We start from the raw sequence: 19,736 nt of genomic DNA on the forward strand, positions 1-19,736 counted from the left end.
TTTCGGATTAACTGCCCTCTCGCCCTGGAGCCTGCTCGAACTGGTCAGCGGCCTGTTGCTGCTGATCCTCGGCGCCGAAATCCTCGTGCGCGCCGCCGTGCGCCTGGCCGCCAGCCTCAAGGTGCGACCGCTGATCATCGGCCTGAGCATCGTCGCGTTCGGCAGCAGCGCACCGCAGATGACCGTCAGCCTGCAGGCCACCTTGGCCGGCAACACCGACATTGCCGTGGGCAGTGTGATCGGCAGCAGTATCTTCAATATCCTCGTAACCCTGGGCCTGTCGGCGCTGATCGTGCCCCTGCGCGTCTCGCCGCAGCTGGTGCGCGTGGATATCCCGGTGATGATCCTCGCCGGGCTGCTGGTGTTTACTCTGGCGGCCAATGAAGAACTCACACCGGTCGACGGCCTGCTGTTGCTGGTGGCCTTGGTCGCCTACCTCGGTGTGCTGCACTACCAGACGCGTCACTCCCGCCGTCCACGCACCCTGGATACCGTCGCCCGGGCGCCCTGGCTGAGCAGCGTGCTGCTGATGCTCGCAGGGTTGTTGATCCTGGTGCTGGCCGGGCACTTGCTGCTCGGCGCGGCGGTGGAGGTGGCAGCGGACCTGGGCCTGTCGGAACGCATCATCGGCCTCACACTGATCGGCGTCGGCACGTCCTTGCCGTGCCTGGCCACCTCGCTGATTGCCGCCCTGCGCGGTCAGCGGGAAATTGCCGTGGGCAACGTGATCGGCAGCAACCTGTTCAACCTGCTGGGCGTACTGGGGCTGACCGCGCTGCTCGCGCCCTCGCCGCTGTCGGTGTCGCCCAACGCCCTGGACTTCGACCTGCCGGTGATGCTCGGCGTGGTGGTGCTGTGCCTGCCGGTGTTTTATACCGGCTACCGCGTCACCCGCGCCGAAGGCTTGGTGTTGCTGGGCCTGTACCTGGCGTATGGGCTGCACGTGATGTCGTTCACCACCGGCATGCCCCTGGCCAACAAGCTTGAACAACTGATGCTGTATTACGTCCTGCCAGTGCTGGTGGCCTTCCTGTTGTTCAGCACGCTGCGAGCCTGGCGCCGCCAACACAAGAGGGAATCGCAATGACCGATCAGAAAAAGCCCGGGGTTGAAATGCGTCGCCAGGTGATGGGCGATGTATTCGTCGACCGCGCCCTGGGCAACGCCACCGAGTTCACCCAGCCGCTGCAGGACTTCGTCAACGAACATGCCTGGGGCAGCGTGTGGAGCCGCGAAGGCTTGCCGCTGAAGACGCGCAGCCTGATCACCCTGGCCGCCCTCACCGCGCTCAAGTGCCCGCAGGAGCTCAAGGGCCACGTGCGTGGCGCGTTGAACAATGGCTGTACTGTGGAGGAGATTCGCGAAGCGCTGCTGCATTGCGCAGTGTATGCCGGCGTACCGGCGGCGATTGATGCGTTCCGCGCTGCGCAGGAAGTCATCGACACCTATCAGAAAGAAGGCTAGATCCAGCCACCCGCCTGCAACACGAAAATCCCGATATTCGTGGTCACTGCCGCCATCAGCGTGGTGATCACGATAATCGCCGCCGCCAGTTCATGATTGCCCTCCGCCGCCCTGGCCATCACGAAACTCGCCGCGGCGGTCGGTGCGCCGAAGTACAGGAACAGAATCCCCAACTCCGGCCCGCGAAAGCCCAGCAGCCAAGCGCCTAAGGTCGCGACCACCGGCAGCCAGACCATCTTCATCAAGCTCGCGCTCAGCGCCATATTGCCGCTCTTGCGCAACGCCGCCAGGGACAAGGTGCCGCCAATGCAGATCAATGCCAACGGCAAGGTGGTGTCCGCCAGGTACTGCATGGATTTTTCCAGCCAGCCCGGCAGGCCAATCTGAAAATACGCGAACGGCGCCGCCACGATCACGCTGATGATCAGTGGGTTGGCCACCACACTTTTGCAGATACTCCAGGGGTCGGACTTGATCACCGGGCTGTAAACCGCCAGCACAATGGTCGACAGCGTGTTGTAGAACAGGATCACCAGCGCCGCGAGGATCGCGCCGAGGGAGATACCGTAGTCGCCGTACATGCTGGCGGCCAGGGCCAGGCCGATCACCCCGTTATTGCCGCGAAACGCGCCCTGGGTGTAGATGCCGCGGTCTTCACGCTTGCAGCGAAAAATCGCCCAGCCCCAGGCCAGGGCGAAGCTCAGCAAGGTGGCGACGGCAAAATAGATCAGCAAACCCGGCTTGAGCGCCGAGTGCAGGTCAGCGTGCAGGATGCCGAGAAACAGCAACGCCGGCATGGTGACGTTGAACACCAGGGACGAAGCCGTGTGGATAAAGTTGTCGTTGATCCAGTTGATGCGCTTGAGCAGCACCCCCAGGAACAGCATGGCAAACACCGGCGCGGTGATGGTGAGGGTGGTGAGGAAGATAGCCAGCATGCCGGGAAGAACCTTGGTGAGCGTCGTTAGGTGGCTAATGATAAGCCATACAGCCCAACGGCGCCTGATCGACCGCTATCGGGGGGCAAGCCCCCGATGCAGGCGACTCGGTCTCAGGTAATCGGCGCCGGGTTGAACAACGTAATGTCGTTATGCAGCTTGTGATGCTCCGCCCAGGTCTGCTTCTTACCGCTGGCCACGTCCAGATAGAAGTGGAACAACTCCCAGCCCAACTCCTCGATGGTCGCGCGCCCGGTGGCAATGCGCCCAGCGTCGATATCGATGAGGTCCGGCCAACGCTGCGCCAACTCCGTACGCGTCGAGACCTTCACCACCGGCGCCATCGCCAGCCCATAAGGCGTGCCACGCCCGGTCGTGAATACATGCAGGTTCATCCCCGCCGCCAGTTGCAGCGTGCCGCAGACAAAGTCACTGGCCGGTGTCGCGCAAAAAATCAGTCCCTTGCTTTTGAAGCGCTCGCCAGGACCCAGCACACCGTTGATCGCGCTGCTGCCGGACTTGACGATGGAGCCCAGGGACTTCTCGACAATGTTCGACAACCCGCCCTTCTTGTTGCCTGGCGTGGTATTGGCACTGCGATCCGCCTCGCCCTTGGCCAGGTAACGGTCGTACCAGTCCATTTCCCGCACCAGTTCCTGGGCAATTTCCTTGGTCTGTGCGCGAGAAGTCAGCAGGTAGATGGCATCACGCACTTCGGTGACTTCGGAAAACATCACCGTCGCTCCCGCCCGCAGCAACAAATCCGAGGCATAGCCCAGCGCCGGGTTGGCGGTGATACCGGAAAACGCATCACTGCCGCCGCATTGCATGCCCAGGATCAGTTCGGATGCCGGCACGGTTTCCCGGCGGCGCTGGTCGAGCTTCTTCAGGCGCACTTCGGCCAAGTCCATGATCTGCTCGATCATCTCGGTAAAGCCATGGCTGGAATCCTGCAACCGATACAGCCACGGCTCGCTGAGGTCGACGGAGCTGTCGTTGTCGTGCATCACCTGCCCGGCCTGCAATTTCTCGCAGCCCAGGCTGATCACCAGGGCTTCGCCGCCCAGGTTCGGGTTGCGCGCCAGGTTGCGTACGGTTCGGATCGGGATGTAGGCATCCGTCGCGGTGATCGCCACTCCACAGCCGTAGCTGTGGGTCAGCGCCACCACGTCATCGACGTGGGGGTACTTGGGCAGTAATTCGTCCTTGATGCGCTTGACCGCATGGTCCAACACGCCCGTCACGCACTGCACCGTGGTGGTGATGCCGAGGATATTGCGCGTGCCCACGGTGCCGTCGGCGTTGCGATAGCCCTCGAAGGTAAACCCCTCCAACGGTGCCTGGGTTTCAGGCACCTCGGTGGACAGCGGCAAGCTGTCCAGCGGTGGCGCGGTGGGCATGCGCAGTTGATCTTCCTGGACCCAACTGCCGCGCGGAATCGGCGCCAGGGCGTAACCGATGGTCTGGCCGTAGCGAATAATCTGACCGCCTTCGGGGATGTCTTCCAGGGTCACTTTGTGGCTCTGGGGGATGAAATCCACGGTCACCAGGCCGTCCGGGAACTCGGTCCCGGCCGGTACGCCCTGGTCGTTGACCACGATCACTACGTTGTCGCGCTCGTGCAGGCGAATGGAGCGCGGCGAGTCGGCATGTTCAATCAACTGCATCACGGGGCCCCTCAGGAATGCACTTCGGTTAGGTTGGTCAACTCAGGCCCCTTGCTTGGCGGCTCTTTGAGTACTACACGCTTGATCGGGCCGACGATGACCAGATAGCTGAACACCGCCACCAGCGCGTTGGCGCCGACGAACACCAGGGCCCACTTGAACGAGCCGGTGGTGCTGATGATGTAGCCGATGACAATCGGCGTGGTGATCGACGCGAGGTTACCGAAGGTGTTGAACAAGCCGCCACTGAGACCGGCGATTTGTTTCGGCGAGGTGTCGGACACCACCGCCCAGCCCAGTGCGCCAACGCCTTTGCCGAAGAAGGCCAAGGCCATGAAGCCCACCACCATCCATTCAACGTCGACGTAGTTACACGCAATGATGCTGCTGGAAACCAGCAGGCCTGCAATGATCGGCGCCTTGCGGGCGAACGTCAGCGAATGGCCTTTGCGCAGCAGGTAGTCGGAAATCACCCCGCCCAGCACGCCACCGATAAACCCGCAGATCGCCGGCAACGAGGCGATGAAACCGGCCTTGAGGATGGTCATGCCGCGGTCCTGCACCAGGTAAACCGGGAACCAGGTCAGGAAGAAGTAAGTGATCCCGTTGATGCAGTACTGGCCCAGGTACACGCCAAGCATCATGCGGTTGGTCAGCAACTGACGGATGTAATCCCACTTCGGACCGTCGGTTTTCTTACCCTTGCCCTTGTCCTGATCCATATCAACCATCGCGCCATTGGCGGCGATGTGATTGAGCTCGGCTTCGTTGATCATCGGGTGCTGGCGCGGGCTGTGGATAACTTTCAGCCAAATCAGCGAGAACACGATGCCGATCACGCCCATCACGATAAACACGTGCTGCCAGCCAAAGCGGTAGACGATCCAGCCCATCAGCGGCGCGAACAACACGGTCGCGAAGTACTGCGCCGAGTTGAAGATCGCCGAGGCCGTACCGCGTTCGGCGGTCGGGAACCAGGCGGCAACAATGCGCGCGTTACCGGGAAAGGACGGCGCCTCAGCCAGGCCCACCATGAAGCGCAGCATGAACAGCGCAACCACTGCGGTGGAGACACCGAACTCACCGACGTAGCCTTGCAGCACGGTGAACAGCGACCAGGTGAAGATGCTCAGGGCGTAGACTTTTTTCGAGCCGAATCGGTCCAGCAGCCAGCCACCGGGGATTTGCCCGGCCACGTAGGCCCAACCGAATGCGGAGAAGATATAACCGAGGGTGACCGCGTCGATGCCGAGGTCTTTTTGCAGGCTGGAGCCCGCGATTGCGATGGTGGCCCGGTCGGCGTAGTTGATCGTGGTCACCAGGAACAGCATGAGCAGGATCAAATAGCGGACGTGGGTCGGCTTGGTCGCTTGCATGTAAAAGTACTCCCACTAATTATTTTTTTTGCGGGTAATGGTTTTCTGTTTTTGTCGTGGGGACCGGCAGGCATCCGGCCCCCACGGGGTGTTGCGTATTACGAACCGATGTAGCTGGTTTTCACCACGGTGTAGAACTCTTGCGCATAGCGACCTTGCTCCCGCGAGCCATAGGACGAGCCTTTACGGCCACCGAATGGAACGTGGTAATCCACACCTGCCGTCGGCAGGTTGACCATCACCATCCCCGCCTGGGAATGACGCTTGAAGTGGTTGGCGTACTTCAACGAGGTGGTGGCAATGCCCGCCGACAAACCGAACTCGGTGTCGTTGGCCATGGCCAGCGCCGCCTCGTAGTCCGCCACGCGCACGACGTTGGCGACTGGGCCGAAGATCTCTTCACGGCTGATACGCATGGCGGCTTCGCTGTCGGCAAACAGCGTTGGCGCCAGGTAGTAGCCTTCAGTGTCGCAGGTCACCAGGCCACCACCGCTCACCAGCCGCGCGCCTTCGCTTTGGCCGATGTCGATGTACTTCATGTCCTGGTCCAGCTGGGCCTGGGAAACCACCGGGCCGATGTCGGTGCCGCTTTTCAGCGCGTGGCCGACCTTGATCGACTTCATGCGCTCGGCCATGGCCGCGACGAACTGGTCGTGAATGCCGGCGGTGACGATCAGGCGGCTGGACGCCGTGCAACGCTGGCCGGTGGAGTAGAACGCGCTCTGTACCGACAGCTCGACGGCCTGCTTGAGGTCGGCGTCGTCAAGAATGATCTGCGGGTTCTTGCCGCCCATTTCCAACTGCACTTTGGCTTGGCGAGACACACAGCTGACAGCGATCTGCCGGCCCACACCAACGGAACCGGTGAAGCTGATGCCGTCGACTTTCGGGCTGTTGACCAGCACGTCGCCCACCACACGACCGCTGCCCATCACCAGGTTGAACACACCGGCAGGGAAACCGGCGCGGGAGATGATCTCCGCCAGGGCCCAGGCGCAGCCCGGTACCAGTTCAGCCGGTTTGATCACCACGCAGTTGCCGTAGGCCAGGGCCGGGGCGATTTTCCAGGCTGGAATGGCGATCGGGAAGTTCCACGGGGTGATCAGGCCGACCACACCCAGGGCTTCGCGGGTGACTTCAACGTTGACACCCGGGCGTACCGACGGCACGTAGTCGCCGGACAACCGCAGGCATTCACCGGCGAAGAACTTGAAGATGTTACCGGCGCGGGTCACTTCGCCGATGGCTTCAGGCAAGGTCTTGCCTTCTTCACGGGCCAACAGGGTGCCGAGTTCTTCGCGACGGGCGAGGATTTCGCTGCCGACTTTATCCAGGGCATCGTGGCGAGCCTGGATACCAGAGGTGGACCAGGCCGGGAACGCGGCACGGGCGGCGTCAATGGCGGCGTTGACTTGGGAGACGTCGGCCTTGGCATATTCGCCAATGACATCGGACAACTCCGACGGGTTGAGGTTGACGCAATAGTCGGCGCCGGCAACCCATTCACCGTTGATGTAGTTCTCAAAACGCTTTACTTGGGACACGAATCTTCTCCTGACGCAAAAGGCCGCTGATTGCTCAGCGGCCTTGTGGATAATTTATTGCGGACCTTGCTTGTCGATCAGCGCGGCCAGGGCTTCGTATTCTTCCGGCAGCAGATCGGTCAGCGGCGTGCGCACAGGGCCTGCGTCATAGCCAACAATTTTTGCACCCGCCTTGACGATGCTCACGGCATAACCGGCCTTGCGGTTACGGATGTCCAGGTACGGCAGGAAGAAGTCGTCGATGATCTTGGCGACGGTGGCGTGATCATCCTTGGCAATGGCGTGGTAGAAGTCCATCGCGGTTTTCGGGATGAAGTTGAACACCGCCGAGGAGTACACCGGCACGCCCAGGGCCTTGTAGGCAGCGGCGTAAACCTCTGCGGTCGGCAGGCCGCCGAGGTAGCTGAAACGATCGCCCAGACGGCGGCGGATCGACACCATCAACTCGATGTCACCCAAGCCATCCTTGTAGCCGATCAGGTTAGGGCAGCGCTCGGCCAGGCGTTCCAGCAGCGGAGCGGTCAGGCGGCACACGTTGCGGTTATAGACCACCACGCCGATTTTGACCGATTTGCACACGGCTTCAACGTGGGCGGCAACGCCGTCCTGGCTGGCTTCGGTGAGGTAGTGCGGCAGCAGCAGCAAGCCTTTGGCGCCTAGGCGCTCGGCTTCCTGTGCGTATTCGATGGCCTGGCGGGTGGAACCACCGACACCGGCGAGAATCGGCACGCTGGTGGCGCAGGTATCAACGGCGGTCTTTACCACTTGGGAATATTCGCTGGCGGCGAGGGAGAAAAACTCACCGGTGCCGCCCGCTGCGAACAAGGCGGTGGCGCCGTAAGGGGCCAGCCATTCCAGACGCTTGATGTAGCCCGCCTGGTGGAAGTCACCCTGGGCGTTGAAATCGGTCACCGGGAAAGACAGCAGACCGTGGGAGAGGATGGACTTCAGCTCTTGTGGATTCATTATTCGAACACCCTGGGTAAAGACTTTCTGTCGAAAGATTGTTGTTGGTTTTGGTGATGTCGTACGTCATCGTACAACCATAAAAAGATTCGTCAACTGTAATTCATCGCCCTTCATCTCAGACGCTGTAGAAACAAGGATCCTTGACGTAGGAATTTTATTCTCTATGCTCCAGATAGCTGTATATACATACAGCTATTAAGGAATATTCCTACGACATAGCAAGGAGCTAACATGTCAGGTCTTGAACTCGCAGCACCCGAAAAAAAACCGCCAGTCCTACGTTTCGAAGGCGGCGAACACACCGCCATCGGCGACGACACATTGTTACGCTTCAGCAAGGACGCCCCGGCAATTCCCGCGCGACAAGTCGAACTGCATCTGCCTAACGGACTGGCACTGACCTACGGCCAAGTGATCGCCCTGGGCGGTGACTTTTATGGCATTCCCGGCCACCCCATCAGCGACGGCACCTCCCCTGCCGAGCGCGTGCAACGCTTCATCGCCGCGTTCAATACACTGGCTGTGCTGCCTGCCTCGCGGGAAGAAGCGGGCAAGATCCTTGCGGTGATGCAGAAGGAGATCAACGCGGTCAATCAGGCGATCAAAGACGGCAAACAGCCCCATGAAGCCTATGACGCCCTGGGTGATACGTTGTCCGAGGAATGGAACCGCATCACCGGTGGTGGCAGCGCCGTTTCGGCACTGATCCCACTGGGGCGCTACCTGAAACTGGCGGCGGACAACGCCGATCACTTTGGTGAATGGGCGCTGGCGGCGTACCTCGCAGGGCATACGGCAGCGTTGCAACAGGCCGTGGTGGCCCATCAAACCGGTACCGACCAAGCATTGGAAATGGCCTATGCCATGAACAGCTTTGCTGATCACTTCTTGACCGATCTGTTTTCTGCCGGGCACCTGCGAGTGCCGCGCAAACAGCTGGCAGCGGTGGTGACACCCGGCGAATTGGGCTCTCTGATCAGCCGTTTCATGCACGATGAAGACAGCAAGTTCGGCCTCAAGGTGCGCAATGCCATGGGTGATCAGTGGCATGCCTATGGAGATAAGCGCTACTTCGATGCCATCGACGCGGACAATCGGCTGCAGGTCAAACGCGCGGTGCAGGCTTCGGCAGACGAAATCTTCGAAACCTTTATCAGCGGCGTGGCGCCCTCGCCGGCCAATTTCAAAGCGCCCCTGTATGTCCCGGACCTGAATGCCGCGCAGAACCCGGCGAACAACTTCTCGCCGCTGTTCAAGATGGAGGGAGACAAGGTGCTGCGCCGCAAGGACGTGAATGACCTGAACGACAAGCACTGGACCAATGACTGGTGGGGGTGGAGTACGTATTTGTTGCTTAAGGACTACAAGCCCAATACGCCTGACATCTGACTCGCCGCAAGCGCCCGCTTGCAGGTGGAGAACCTCAGGGCGGCGCGAGTATTCAGGATACCCGCGTCATCGCTGACGTCTTTCGCGAGCAAGCGCGCGCCTGCAAGGCGTCATGTCTAACCGCGCTGCGCCTCCGCCTCTTCATGGGCATGGCGCAGTCGCTCGCGGCTATTGGTCAGGTGCAAGCGCATCGCCGCCCGCGCCGCATCCGAATCCTGGCGGGCAATCGCCTCATAAATCTCTTCGTGTTCGCGACTCAGGCGGCCCATATAGTGCTGGTGGTCATCATGGGCCAGGCGTGCCGAGTTCAGGCGGGTACGCGGAATGATGCTGGTGCCCAGGTGGGTCATGATGTCGGTGAAGTAGCGGTTACCGGTGGACAGTGCAATTTCCAAGTGAAATGCGAAGTCCGAGGCCACCGCATCACCGGCGTGGGCCGCGCTTTCATTCAGGGCGTCCAGCGCCGCGCGCATGGCAGCCAGTTGTTCATCGCTACGGCGCAGTGCGGCGAGCCCAGCGGACTCCACTTCCAGGCTGATCCGCAGTTCGAGAATCGCCAGCACATCACGCAGGGTCACCACGGTGGCCGGGTCGATGCGAAAGCCGCTTGGGCTAGGCGTATCCAACACAAAGGTGCCGATACCGTGGCGGGTTTCCACCTGCCCTGCCGCCTGCAAGCGGGAGATGGCCTCGCGGACCACGGTGCGGCTGACCCCATGGGCGTCCATGATCGCCGACTCGGTGGGCAGCTTGTCGCCACGCTTGAGTTGGCCGTCGCGGATCTGCTCTGACAGCACCGTGACCAATTCCTGGGCAAGGCTGCGGCGCTTGCGGGGAAGACGAGGGGCGGTGCTGGCGTTTTCCATGTGGAATCATCTATCTCGGTGGACTAAAACAGCATCATAGCCCATGGCGGTTGTACGATCACCGTTTGTACCGCACTTTCATATACACGCCGTCAGCTTTCAGCCCCGGCCAGCAACGGCACCCGCACAAACGGGTTCAAATTCGAACATAACGCACGGCTACTTCAAGCCTGGGTATTAGTGCCAAATGTTCTCGCGCACCTGGCAATTATGACAGCAGACGGCGTTCCGTCCCCGTAGCAGAGTAAAGCCTGTTACAGCAAACAGGTGGCGGGTGATGAAACGTACGGGCAGGTATTACGCAACGATTGTGTGGCTGCTGGCATGCTCCGTTTACGCTGCGCCGCCGAATGTGCGCAATGGCGGCGGCGAAGACATCCTGCTTCAGGGCTTCCACTGGAACTCCAGCCGCAATACCCCGCAGAAATGGTATGAGGTGCTGGCACAAATGGCACCCACTATCGGCCAGGACGGCTTTACCAAAATCTGGCTGCCGCCCGCCTGGACCGATCAATCCAGTTGGAGTGACACGGCGTCGGGAACGTCCGGCGGCGGTGAAGGTTACTTCTGGAACGACTTCGACAAGAACAGCCAATACGGCAGTGACAGCCAGCTCAAACAGGCGGTCACCGCCTTGGCGGGTGCCGGCGTGCAAGCGATCTACGACGTAGTGCCCAACCATATGAACGACAAGCTGCCGGGTAAACAGATGCGCTTTCCCAGGGGCCTCAAGCTGTGGCGCGATGACTGCACAACCCCCGTCGTCTGTGATGAAGGCGACGCGTTCATGAGCGGCTCGGCCGACCTCAACACAAGCAACTCGGAAGTCTCGCAGCGCTTCATGCAGGAATTCAGAAACCTGCGGGACAACTACAGCGCCAAAGGCTTGCGCTTCGATTTTGCACGCGGCTACGCGCCGGAGCGGGTTGATGTGTGGATGAAAAACTTCGGTGACCAAGCGTTCTGCGTCGGCGAGTTGTGGAAAGGCCCCAGCGAGTATCCGGCGAACGATTGGCGCAGCAAGGCCAGTTGGCAGGATGCGTTGAAGGACTGGTCGGATCGTTCCCACTGCAGCGTGTTCGATTTCGCCCTCAAGGAGCGCATGCAAAATGGCAGCGTGGCCGAGTGGCGCCATGGTTTGAATGGCAACCCCGACCCGGCATGGCGGCAGGTCGCGGTGACTTTCGTCGACAACCACGACACCGGTTATTCGCCAGGGCAATACGGCGGGCAGCACCACTGGGCCCTTGCCGACCCGACACGCAATATCGCCTATGCCTACATTCTGCTGAGCCCCGGTACGCCCACCGTGTATTGGCCGGACATGTACGACTGGGGCCGGGGCGATCTGATCCGCAAGCTGATCAGCCTGCGCAAGGACGCCGGTATCAGGGCCGACTCCCCCATCAGTTTCCAGCCCCACTATTCCGGATTGGTGGCCGCCATCCAAGGCAGCCGCAAGCGCCTGCTGATCGCCCTGGACTCCGATCTCTCCAAAGTGCCTGACGGCTTCAGCCCAGCGCTGTTTGCGGACGGGCAGCGCATCCGCTCGTGGCAGGCCGCCCCGGCACCTTCCGACACCACGACCACCTTGCATTGCGACAACGTCAGGCCAGGGCCCGGCCAGGCGGTCTACGCTGTGGGATCGACCATCGAACTAGGCGTATGGGACCCCGCCCACGCCATCGCACTGCAACCCAGCGCGGCCAATCGCTGGAGCGGCACTGTCGTGTGGCCAGCACAGCAACACATCGAATGGAAATGCCTGATCCGCAGCCTGAGCAATGTCAACGAGGTCTACTGGCAAGACGGCCCCAACAATCTGCTCACCACGGGGGCCGCCAGCGAAACAGTGGGGAGTTTTTGAGCAAAAAAAGCCCCGGCAAAGCCGAGGCATTTTTTTAACGTAGGCCCGAAGACTTACGCGCTTTACTTCACCACTTTCAGACTTGGCCGACCGCTTGGACGCGGTGGCTCGCTATCCGGTGGCGGCACATCATCGCCGTCTTCCTCTTCAATCACTTCGTCGTCCTCGAAAGGCGACTCCAGATCGAACACCATGCCTTGGCCATTCTCCCGGGCATAGATGCCGAGGATAGCGCCAATCGGCACGTACAGCGTGTGCGGCACACCGCCGAAACGGCCTTCGAAACTGACAGCTTCGTTGTCCATGTGCAAGTGGCGCACCGCAGTGGGTGAAACGTTCAGGACGATTTGCCCGTCACTGGCAAAACCCTGCGGTACCTGAACCGCTGGAAACTCGGAATTGACCAGCATGTGCGGGGTGCAATCGTTATCCACAATCCACTCATAGAGCGCGCGGACCAGATAAGGTCGACTGGAGTTCATCAACGGCTCCTTAAGCCTTAGCGCATATCGCGTTCGACACCAGACAGACTCGCCTGGAAAGCCTCACGCGCAAACTGGCGCTCCATGTAATCAAGCAGCGGCTTGGCTGGCCGCGGCAGTTCAATGCCCATAATCGGCAAGCGCCAGAGTATGGGTAATAGGCAGCAATCCACCAAGCTTTGTTCCTCACTGAGGAAAAAAGGCTTGTCGGCGAACAGCGGCGAAACGCCGGTCAGGCTCTCGCGCAATTCCTTGCGCGCCACGACACGAGCGGCCTCTTTGCTGCGCGAATCCAGAATCACATCCACCAGCCCGCACCAGTCACGCTGGATCCGATGGATCAGCAGGCGGCTGTTGGCACGCGCCACCGGATACACCGGCAGCAACGGCGGATGGGGGTAACGCTCATCCAGGTATTCCATCACCACGGTTGACTCCCACAACGCCAGGTCACGATCGACCAGGGTGGGCAAGCTGCCGTAAGGGTTCACTTCGATCAGTTTCGGCGGATGACGACCTGCCTCCACACTGATGATCTCGGCGCTGACACCCTTCTCTGCGAGTACGATGCGTACTCGGTGGGAATAGTGGTCGGCGGGGTCGGAGTAACAGGCCAACCGATTGGTCACGCCCATGGCGGTCCTCCTCGCTTGTTGAAATTATCGAAAGCTCAAAAACGAGCGCGCCCAGAGAGCATCCCTGTAACGCCTGGTACAACCAGGGCGCTACGTATTCAGAGATGCCGCTGGGCGCGCAAGATTAACAGCAATTGCTTACGGTTGGATCAATGCACATCCTTCCAGTATTCACGTTTGAGCAGATAGGCGAATACGAAGAAGAAAGCCAGGTACAGCAAGACGTAAGTACCGATGCGCTGGTGCTGCAGTTTTACCGGGTTGGCTGAGTAAGCCAGGAAGGTCACGAGATTCTTGACCGTCTCGTCGAACTGCTCTTCTGTCTGCGAACCTGGAGTTTCGATCTTCAGTTGATCGCAGGCTTCATGGGTCAGGGGCGTGCCGGTCAATGGATCGTATTGCTTCTTGCCGTCTTCGACGACCTGGATCTGCTTGCATCCTATCACTTGTTTGCCTTGCAGCCCGACCAGAACGTTAGGCATGCCGACGTTCGGGAACTGCTTGTTGTTCACTTGATAAGGGCGCGTAGGGTCTTCGTAGAAAGTCTTGAGGTAGTTGTACAGCCAATCGGTACCACGCACGCGCGCCACCAGGGTCAGGTCGGGCGGTGCGGCGCCGAACCATAGCTTGGCGTCCGCCGGTTTCATGCCGATGTTCATGTGGTCGCCAATCTTGGCGCCGGTGAACACCAGCTTCTCCAGCATCAGCTCATGGGGGATGCCCAGGTCATCGGCAACCCGCTCATAACGCTGGAACTTGGCACTGTGGCAGCCCATGCAGTAGTTGGCGAACGTCCGCGCGCCGTCTTGCAGGGCGGCCTTGTCCGACACGTCGATATCGACTTTTCCCAATTCCGGACCACCGTGCTCGGCAGCGAAGGACAGTAGCGGCAGGGCCGCAAGCATCAATGCAACGAATAATTTTTTCATCAGCCAGTCACCCTTTCCGGAACCGGTTTGGTCTTCTCGAGCCGGGTGTAGAACGGCATCAGAATGAAGTAGGCGAAGTACAGGAAGGTGCAGACCTGCGACAGCAGCGTACGCTCAGGGGTCGGCGCCAATACGCCCAACACGCCCAGGATCACGAATGCAATGCAGAACACCCACAGCCAGATTTTGCTCAGCCAGCCTTTGTAGCGCATGGACTTGACCGGGCTCCGGTCGAGCCACGGCAGCACGAACAGCACAGCAATGGCCGCGCCCATGGCAATTACGCCCATGAGCTTGTCGGGAATCGCCCGCAAGATCGCGTAGAACGGCGTGAAGTACCAGACCGGGGCAATGTGCTCAGGGGTCTTGAAGGCGTTCGCCTGTTCGAAGTTAGGCTTCTCGAGGAAATAACCGCCCATCTCCGGGAAAAAGAACACGATCGAGCAGAACACGAAGAGGAACACGACCACGCCGACAATGTCTTTCACGGTGTAGTACGGGTGAAACGGGATGCCGTCCAGCGGAATGCCGTTCTCGTCCTTGTGCTTCTTGATGTCCACGCCATCCGGGTTATTGGAGCCCACTTCGTGCAGTGCCAGGATATGCAGCACCACCAGGCCCAGGATCACGATGGGCAGCGCCACGACGTGCAGGGCGAAGAAGCGGTTCAGGGTGATGCCGGAGATGAGGTAGTCACCACGGATCCACTGGGTCAGGTCGTTGCCGATGACCGGGATCGCACCGAACAGCGAGATGATCACCTGGGCACCCCAGTACGACATCTGGCCCCATGGCAGCAGGTAGCCCATGAAGGCTTCGGCCATCAGCGCCAGGTAGATCAGCATGCCGAACACCCACACCAGTTCGCGGGGCTTCTGGTACGAGCCGTAGAGCAGGCCACGGAACATGTGCAGGTAGACCACGATAAAGAACGCCGAAGCACCGGTGGAGTGCAGCAGGCGCAGGATCGAGCCGTACTCGACGTCACGCATGATGTATTCGACAGACGCAAACGCCTCTTCCGCCGACGGGGTGTAGCTCATCGTCAGCCAGACACCGGTGACGATCTGGTTAACCAGCACCAGCAGCGCCAGGGAACCGAAGAAGTAGAAGAAGTTGAAGTTTTTTGGCGCGTAATACTTGCTGAGATGGTCTTCCCACATTTTAGTGGCGGGGAAGCGTGCATCGACCCAATCCATGAACTTGCTCATCACGCGTTCTCCTTATCGAGGCCAATGACAATGAGGTCGTCAGTTTCGTAGGTATGCGGAGGTACAGGCAGGTTCAGAGGAGCAGGCTGGGACTTGTAGACGCGGCCCGCCAGATCGTAGTGGGAGCCGTGGCAGGGGCAGAAATAACCACCCACCCAATCTTTACCCAGATCGACTGGAGCGACTTCCGGGCGGAAGGTAGGTGAGCATCCCAGGTGAGTGCAGAGGCCGACCAGCAGCAGAATCTCTGGCTTGATCGAACGTGCTTCGTTTTTGGCGTAGGCGGGTTGGTCGGATTTCTCGGATTTCGGGTCAGACAACTGGCCTTCGATCTTTTTCAGATTTCCCAGGATTTCCTCAGTACGACGAACAATGAACACCGGCTGGCCGCGCCACTCAGCAATCATCTGCTGGCCTGGCTCGATCTTGCTGACATTCACTTTCACCGGTGCACCTGCGGCTTTCGCCTTGGCACTGGGAAACCATGACCCCACGAACGGGACCGCAGCCCCCACCGCTCCTGCAGCACCCACCACGGATGTGGCTGCTACTAAGAAGCGACGCCGGCCTGCATTCACGCCGTCATTGCTCATTCAGTCCTCTCCCATCAGCTTTTTGGCCTGTTAAATCAGGCGTCTACTAAGTATTAAATCTGAACTTATAAAAATTTTGCCGAATGGTAATGAAAAGCCCCACGTATGACAAGGGAATTGCCCGGGCCTCCCCCTCCAGGCCTTGTAGTATAGGGGGTCTACGGATGTGGCAAGTTGTCACGCCAAAAATTGTGTATAAATCGCAGGCAATAAAAAACGCCCAGCTCCGTGAGGAGGCTGGGCGTTTTTGTGAAACGTAAAGCGAATTAACGCTTCGAGTACTGCGGACGCTTACGCGCTTTACGCAGACCGACTTTCTTACGTTCAACTTCACGAGCATCGCGAGTAACGAAGCCAGCTTTGCGCAGAGCGCCACGCAGGGTTTCGTCGTACTGCATCAGAGCGCGAGTGATACCGTGGCGGATTGCGCCAGCTTGACCACTTACACCGCCACCGATAACGGTGACGTAGATGTCGAACTTTTCAACAGTCTCGGTCAATTCCAGCGGCTGACGAACTACCATGCGGGCAGTTTCGCGACCGAAGAAGTTGTCCAGGGTGCGGTTGTTGATCGAGATGTTACCAGTGCCCGGACGCAGGAAAACGCGTGCGGTTGCGGTTTTGCGACGGCCAGTGCCGTAATTTTGAGTCGCCGACATAATGAACTATTCCGTTAAAACTTCAGTTCTTGGGGCTGCTGAGCAGCATGAGGGTGTACAGCGCCCGCATAGACTTTCAGCTTGCGAAACATATCGCGACCCAGTGGGCCCTTCGGCAGCATGCCTTTGACCGCGATTTCGATCGGGGCTTCAGGCTTCTTGGAGATCAGGCCTTCAAAGTTGGAAGACTTGATACCGCCTGGGAAACCGGAGTGACGGTAGTACATTTTGTCTTGCGCTTTGTTGCCGGTAACACGTACCTGCTCAGCGTTGATGATCACGATGTAGTCACCGGTGTCAACGTGAGGGGTGTACTCAGGCTTGTGCTTGCCACGCAGACGGCTGGCGACTTCAGTGGCCAGACGACCCAGGGTCTGACCAGCGGCGTCGACGACAAACCAGTCGCGCTGAACTGTTTCCGGTTTTGCAGTAAAAGTTGTCATTCTTTAATAGCCTCAGGGGCCGCCCTGTAAATTAGACGGCGGATCTTACTGAATAGTGCGTACTTTGACAAGTCAAAGGCAGCCGGATACAGACGCTATCGGGGGCTCGGGTCGGCGCGTCCGTTCAACGGCAAGATTCTTCGGCAGGCGGCGCATCACTTCCACTGCAGAAAGAGGTGGGCAATTATGCAGATTGCGAAAAAAAATTCAACCTGCTTTTATGATTGTTTTCCCTGAAGGAGTACCCGATGGATTATCGACAGCTGGGCCGTACGGATCTGAACGTGAGCGCGATAGCCCTGGGCACCATGACCTGGGGTGAGCAAAACAGCGAGGCAGAGGCCTTCGCGCAGATTGAACGGGCCAAGGCCGCGGGGATCAACTTCCTCGACACGGCGGAAATGTACCCGGTGCCGCCCAAGGCCGACACCTATGCCACCACCGAGCGTTATATCGGTAATTACTTCAAAAGCCGTGGCGACCGTGCCGACTGGATCCTCGCCAGCAAGATCGCCGGCCCCGGCAACACCATCGACTACATCCGCGACGGCCACCTGCGCCACAACCGCAAGCACATCGTCGAAGCCCTGGACGCCAGCCTCAAGCGCCTGCAAACCGACTGGATCGACCTCTACCAGTTGCACTGGCCGGAGCGCAGCACCAACTTCTTCGGCCAACTGAGCTACAAGCACAAGGACGAAGACGACCTCACCCCACTGGAGGAAACCCTCGAAGCGCTGGATGAGCAGGTGAAGGCCGGCAAGATCCGCCATATCGGCCTGTCCAATGAAACCCCATGGGGCACCATGAAGTTCCTGGCCCTGGCCGAAGCCCGTGGCTGGACCCGTGCGGTATCGATCCAGAATCCCTACAACCTGCTCAACCGCAGCTTTGAAGTGGGCCTGGCAGAAGTCGCCATTCGCGAGCAATGCGGCCTGCTGGCTTACTCGCCCCTGGCGTTCGGCATGCTCAGTGGCAAGTACGAAGGTGGCGCACGCCCGGCCAAAGCGCGCCTGACCGAGTACAGCCGCTTCAGCCGCTACTTCAACCCGCAGTCGGAGGCCGCGTGCAGCCGCTACGTGGCACTGGCCCGCGAGCACGGTCTGGACCCAGCGCAGATGGCGTTGGCGTTCGTGACCCAGCAACCGTTCGTGACCAGCAACATTATTGGCGCGACGAGCCTGGAACAGCTGGACAGCAACATTGCCAGTGCTGACCTGAAGCTGTCGAAGGAAGTACTGGAAGGGATCGAGGCGATTCAGAAGGATCATCCGAATCCTGCGCCTTGATTGATCTGTAGACCCCTATCGGGGGCAAGCCCCCGATAGCGGTCTACACAAACAACACAGCACTCAAAGCGCCCGCGCAATAATCTCCTTCATGATCTCGTTGGTCCCCGCATAAATCCGTTGCACGCGCGCATCCGCCCACGCCCGGGCAATCGGGTATTCCCACATGAAGCCGTAGCCGCCGTGCAACTGCACGCACTCGTCGAGCACCTTGCACTGCAGGTCCGTGGCCCAGTACTTGGCCATCGCGGCGGTGGGCACATCCAGCTTGCCTTCCAGGTGCAGCGCCATGCATTTGTCGACGAACACGCGCCCGATCTGAATCTGCGTGGCCATCTCCGCCAGTTTGAAGCGGGTGTTCTGGAAGTCGGCAATCGCCTTGCCGAATGCCTTGCGCTCACGGGTGTATTCCAGAGTCCACTCCAGCGCCGCCTCGGCCGACGACAGCGCGCCAATGGCCACCGTCAGCCGCTCCTGAGGTAGCTCCTGCATCAAGTAGGCAAACCCCATGCCGGCCTGGCCCAGCAGGTTTTCCCTGGACACGCGGACATCCTGGAAAAACAACTCCGAAGTGTCCTGCGCCTTCATGCCAACCTTCTCCAGGCGCTTGCCCTTGGCGAAGCCCGGCGTGTCTGCCTCCACCAAAAACAGGCTGGTGCCCTTGGCGCCGGCCTTGGGGTCGGTCTTGGCGACCACGATCACCAGCTCAGCCAGATACCCATTGGTGATAAAGGTCTTGGAGCCATTGATTACGTACTCGTCGCCGTCCAGCACGGCGGTCGTCTTGACCCCTTGCAGGTCAGAGCCGGCACCCGGCTCGGTCATGGCGATGGCCGTGACCATCTCGCCGCTGATCAACTTGGGCAGGTACTTGTGCTTCAGCGCCTCACTGCCGTAATGCAGGATGTAAGGCGCAACGATGTCCGAATGCAGCGAGAAACCGATGCCGGTCAGCCCCAGCCGGCTGATCTCCTCGATCACCACCGCGCTGTAGAGAAAGTCCGCGCCCAGCCCGCCGTATTCCTCCGGCAGATGGGAACACAACATCCCCGCCTCCCCCGCTTTGCTCCACAGGTTGCGATCGATATAGCCCTGCTTCTCCCATTGCCCATGGAACGGTGCAGCGTCTTTTTCAAGAAAGGTGCGCACGCTCTGGCGAAAGAGTTCGTGCTCCGGGCTGAACAAGGTTCTGGGGATCATGGGTCACCTGCGTGGATTGTCGGACAAGGACGAGCCCACAGAGCCTATGCCCCGATGGCGTCACAGGACACTGGACACATGCGACAAAAAATAAGACGATCCAGCCGTCTGGTGACCACTTTCCCCTATAAGAATAAATGAAATTATGTCTAACCAAATCTCCACGCCGTTGCGGCGCGTCAGCATTTTGGCCATTGATCGGGTATTCGCTTCAA

General features: G+C 59.8%; 19 protein-coding genes. 5 read left to right on the forward strand and 14 right to left on the reverse strand.

Translation table 11 applies throughout. From position 1 onward, the window contains the following. Positions 1–40 precede the first annotated feature (40 nt). Together AD670_RS10915 and AD670_RS10920 are read left to right on the forward strand one after the other, a co-directional pair. Positions 41–1,087 (forward strand): calcium/sodium antiporter, encoded by a 1,047-nt coding sequence (locus AD670_RS10915; RefSeq protein WP_053131936.1) that lies wholly within the window; start codon positions 41–43, stop codon positions 1,085–1,087. Continuing rightward, positions 1,084–1,464, forward strand: a complete 381-nt coding sequence (locus AD670_RS10920) for a carboxymuconolactone decarboxylase family protein (RefSeq protein WP_027604832.1) — start codon at positions 1,084–1,086, stop codon at positions 1,462–1,464. The genes AD670_RS10915 and AD670_RS10920 overlap by 4 nt, the downstream gene beginning before the upstream one ends. Here AD670_RS10920 and AD670_RS10925 read toward each other — a convergent pair. From AD670_RS10925 to kdgD, 5 genes are all read right to left on the reverse strand, one after another. Then, positions 1,461–2,402 (reverse strand): AEC family transporter, encoded by a 942-nt coding sequence (locus tag AD670_RS10925; RefSeq protein ID WP_027604833.1) that lies wholly within the window; start codon positions 2,400–2,402, stop codon positions 1,461–1,463. The genes AD670_RS10920 and AD670_RS10925 overlap by 4 nt on opposite strands. 113 nt (positions 2,403–2,515) lie before the next feature. Then, positions 2,516–4,069, reverse strand: a complete 1,554-nt coding sequence (gene garD / locus AD670_RS10930; RefSeq protein WP_053131591.1) for a galactarate dehydratase — start codon at positions 4,067–4,069, stop codon at positions 2,516–2,518. Between the two features lie 11 nt (positions 4,070–4,080). Continuing rightward, positions 4,081–5,445, reverse strand: a complete 1,365-nt coding sequence (locus AD670_RS10935; RefSeq protein WP_053131594.1) for an MFS transporter — start codon at positions 5,443–5,445, stop codon at positions 4,081–4,083. A 98-nt stretch (positions 5,446–5,543) separates the two neighbouring features. Further along, on the reverse strand, positions 5,544–6,989 hold the full coding sequence (locus AD670_RS10940; RefSeq protein ID WP_053131598.1) for an aldehyde dehydrogenase family protein: 1,446 nt from the start codon (positions 6,987–6,989) through the stop codon (positions 5,544–5,546). A gap of 54 nt (positions 6,990–7,043) precedes the next feature. Then, on the reverse strand, positions 7,044–7,955 hold the full coding sequence (gene kdgD / locus AD670_RS10945) for a 5-dehydro-4-deoxyglucarate dehydratase (protein WP_053131601.1): 912 nt from the start codon (positions 7,953–7,955) through the stop codon (positions 7,044–7,046). Between the two features lie 234 nt (positions 7,956–8,189). Here kdgD and AD670_RS10950 point away from each other — a divergent pair, with 234 nt between their 5' ends. Beyond that, a complete protein-coding gene (locus AD670_RS10950) occupies positions 8,190–9,347 on the forward strand; it encodes a hypothetical protein (RefSeq protein WP_053131603.1) in 1,158 nt (385 codons plus the stop codon). Positions 9,348–9,463: 116 nt separating this feature from the next. Here the strand turns inward: AD670_RS10950 and AD670_RS10955 are convergent, their stop codons facing one another. Further along, positions 9,464–10,213 (reverse strand): FadR/GntR family transcriptional regulator, encoded by a 750-nt coding sequence (locus AD670_RS10955; protein ID WP_053131606.1) that lies wholly within the window; start codon positions 10,211–10,213, stop codon positions 9,464–9,466. 277 nt (positions 10,214–10,490) lie between these two features. Here AD670_RS10955 and AD670_RS10960 point away from each other — a divergent pair, with 277 nt between their 5' ends. Further along, a complete protein-coding gene (locus AD670_RS10960) occupies positions 10,491–12,080 on the forward strand; it encodes a glucan 1,4-alpha-maltotetraohydrolase domain-containing protein (protein ID WP_053131609.1) in 1,590 nt (529 codons plus the stop codon). Positions 12,081–12,142: 62 nt separating this feature from the next. Here the strand turns inward: AD670_RS10960 and AD670_RS10965 are convergent, their stop codons facing one another. From AD670_RS10965 to rplM, 7 genes are all read right to left on the reverse strand, one after another. After that, complete coding sequence (locus AD670_RS10965) at positions 12,143–12,562, reverse strand: ClpXP protease specificity-enhancing factor (protein ID WP_053131612.1); 420 nt, start codon at positions 12,560–12,562, stop codon at positions 12,143–12,145. Positions 12,563–12,579: 17 nt separating this feature from the next. Further along, entirely contained in the window at positions 12,580–13,197 is a 618-nt protein-coding gene (locus AD670_RS10970; RefSeq protein WP_017530114.1) for a glutathione S-transferase N-terminal domain-containing protein, read from the reverse strand. A gap of 149 nt (positions 13,198–13,346) precedes the next feature. Continuing rightward, positions 13,347–14,126 (reverse strand): cytochrome c1, encoded by a 780-nt coding sequence (locus AD670_RS10975; RefSeq protein ID WP_053131614.1) that lies wholly within the window; start codon positions 14,124–14,126, stop codon positions 13,347–13,349. Then, a complete protein-coding gene (locus tag AD670_RS10980; protein ID WP_003171746.1) occupies positions 14,126–15,337 on the reverse strand; it encodes a cytochrome bc complex cytochrome b subunit in 1,212 nt (403 codons plus the stop codon). The genes AD670_RS10975 and AD670_RS10980 overlap by 1 nt, the downstream gene beginning before the upstream one ends. Then, positions 15,337–15,930, reverse strand: a complete 594-nt coding sequence (petA, locus tag AD670_RS10985) for a ubiquinol-cytochrome c reductase iron-sulfur subunit (RefSeq protein ID WP_034095877.1) — start codon at positions 15,928–15,930, stop codon at positions 15,337–15,339. The genes AD670_RS10980 and petA overlap by 1 nt, the downstream gene beginning before the upstream one ends. 266 nt (positions 15,931–16,196) lie before the next feature. After that, positions 16,197–16,589: a 30S ribosomal protein S9 gene (rpsI, locus tag AD670_RS10990; RefSeq protein ID WP_003171743.1), complete on the reverse strand. Its 393-nt coding sequence runs from the start codon at positions 16,587–16,589 to the stop codon at positions 16,197–16,199. 14 nt (positions 16,590–16,603) lie between these two features. Next, entirely contained in the window at positions 16,604–17,032 is a 429-nt protein-coding gene (gene rplM, locus AD670_RS10995; protein ID WP_003171742.1) for a 50S ribosomal protein L13, read from the reverse strand. A 248-nt stretch (positions 17,033–17,280) separates the two neighbouring features. Between rplM and AD670_RS11000 the strand changes: the two genes are divergently transcribed. Next, positions 17,281–18,321 (forward strand): NADP(H)-dependent aldo-keto reductase, encoded by a 1,041-nt coding sequence (locus AD670_RS11000; protein WP_053131618.1) that lies wholly within the window; start codon positions 17,281–17,283, stop codon positions 18,319–18,321. A gap of 63 nt (positions 18,322–18,384) precedes the next feature. Here the strand turns inward: AD670_RS11000 and AD670_RS11005 are convergent, their stop codons facing one another. Further along, positions 18,385–19,521 carry an acyl-CoA dehydrogenase family protein gene (locus AD670_RS11005; RefSeq protein WP_053131622.1) on the reverse strand — a complete coding sequence of 379 codons (1,137 nt, stop codon included), beginning with the start codon at positions 19,519–19,521 and terminating at the stop codon, positions 18,385–18,387. Positions 19,522–19,736 lie beyond the last annotated feature (215 nt).

It is taken from the genome of Pseudomonas sp. MIACH (genome assembly GCF_001269925.1).
In the GTDB taxonomy this organism is placed as follows: Bacteria; Pseudomonadota; Gammaproteobacteria; order Pseudomonadales; family Pseudomonadaceae; genus Aquipseudomonas.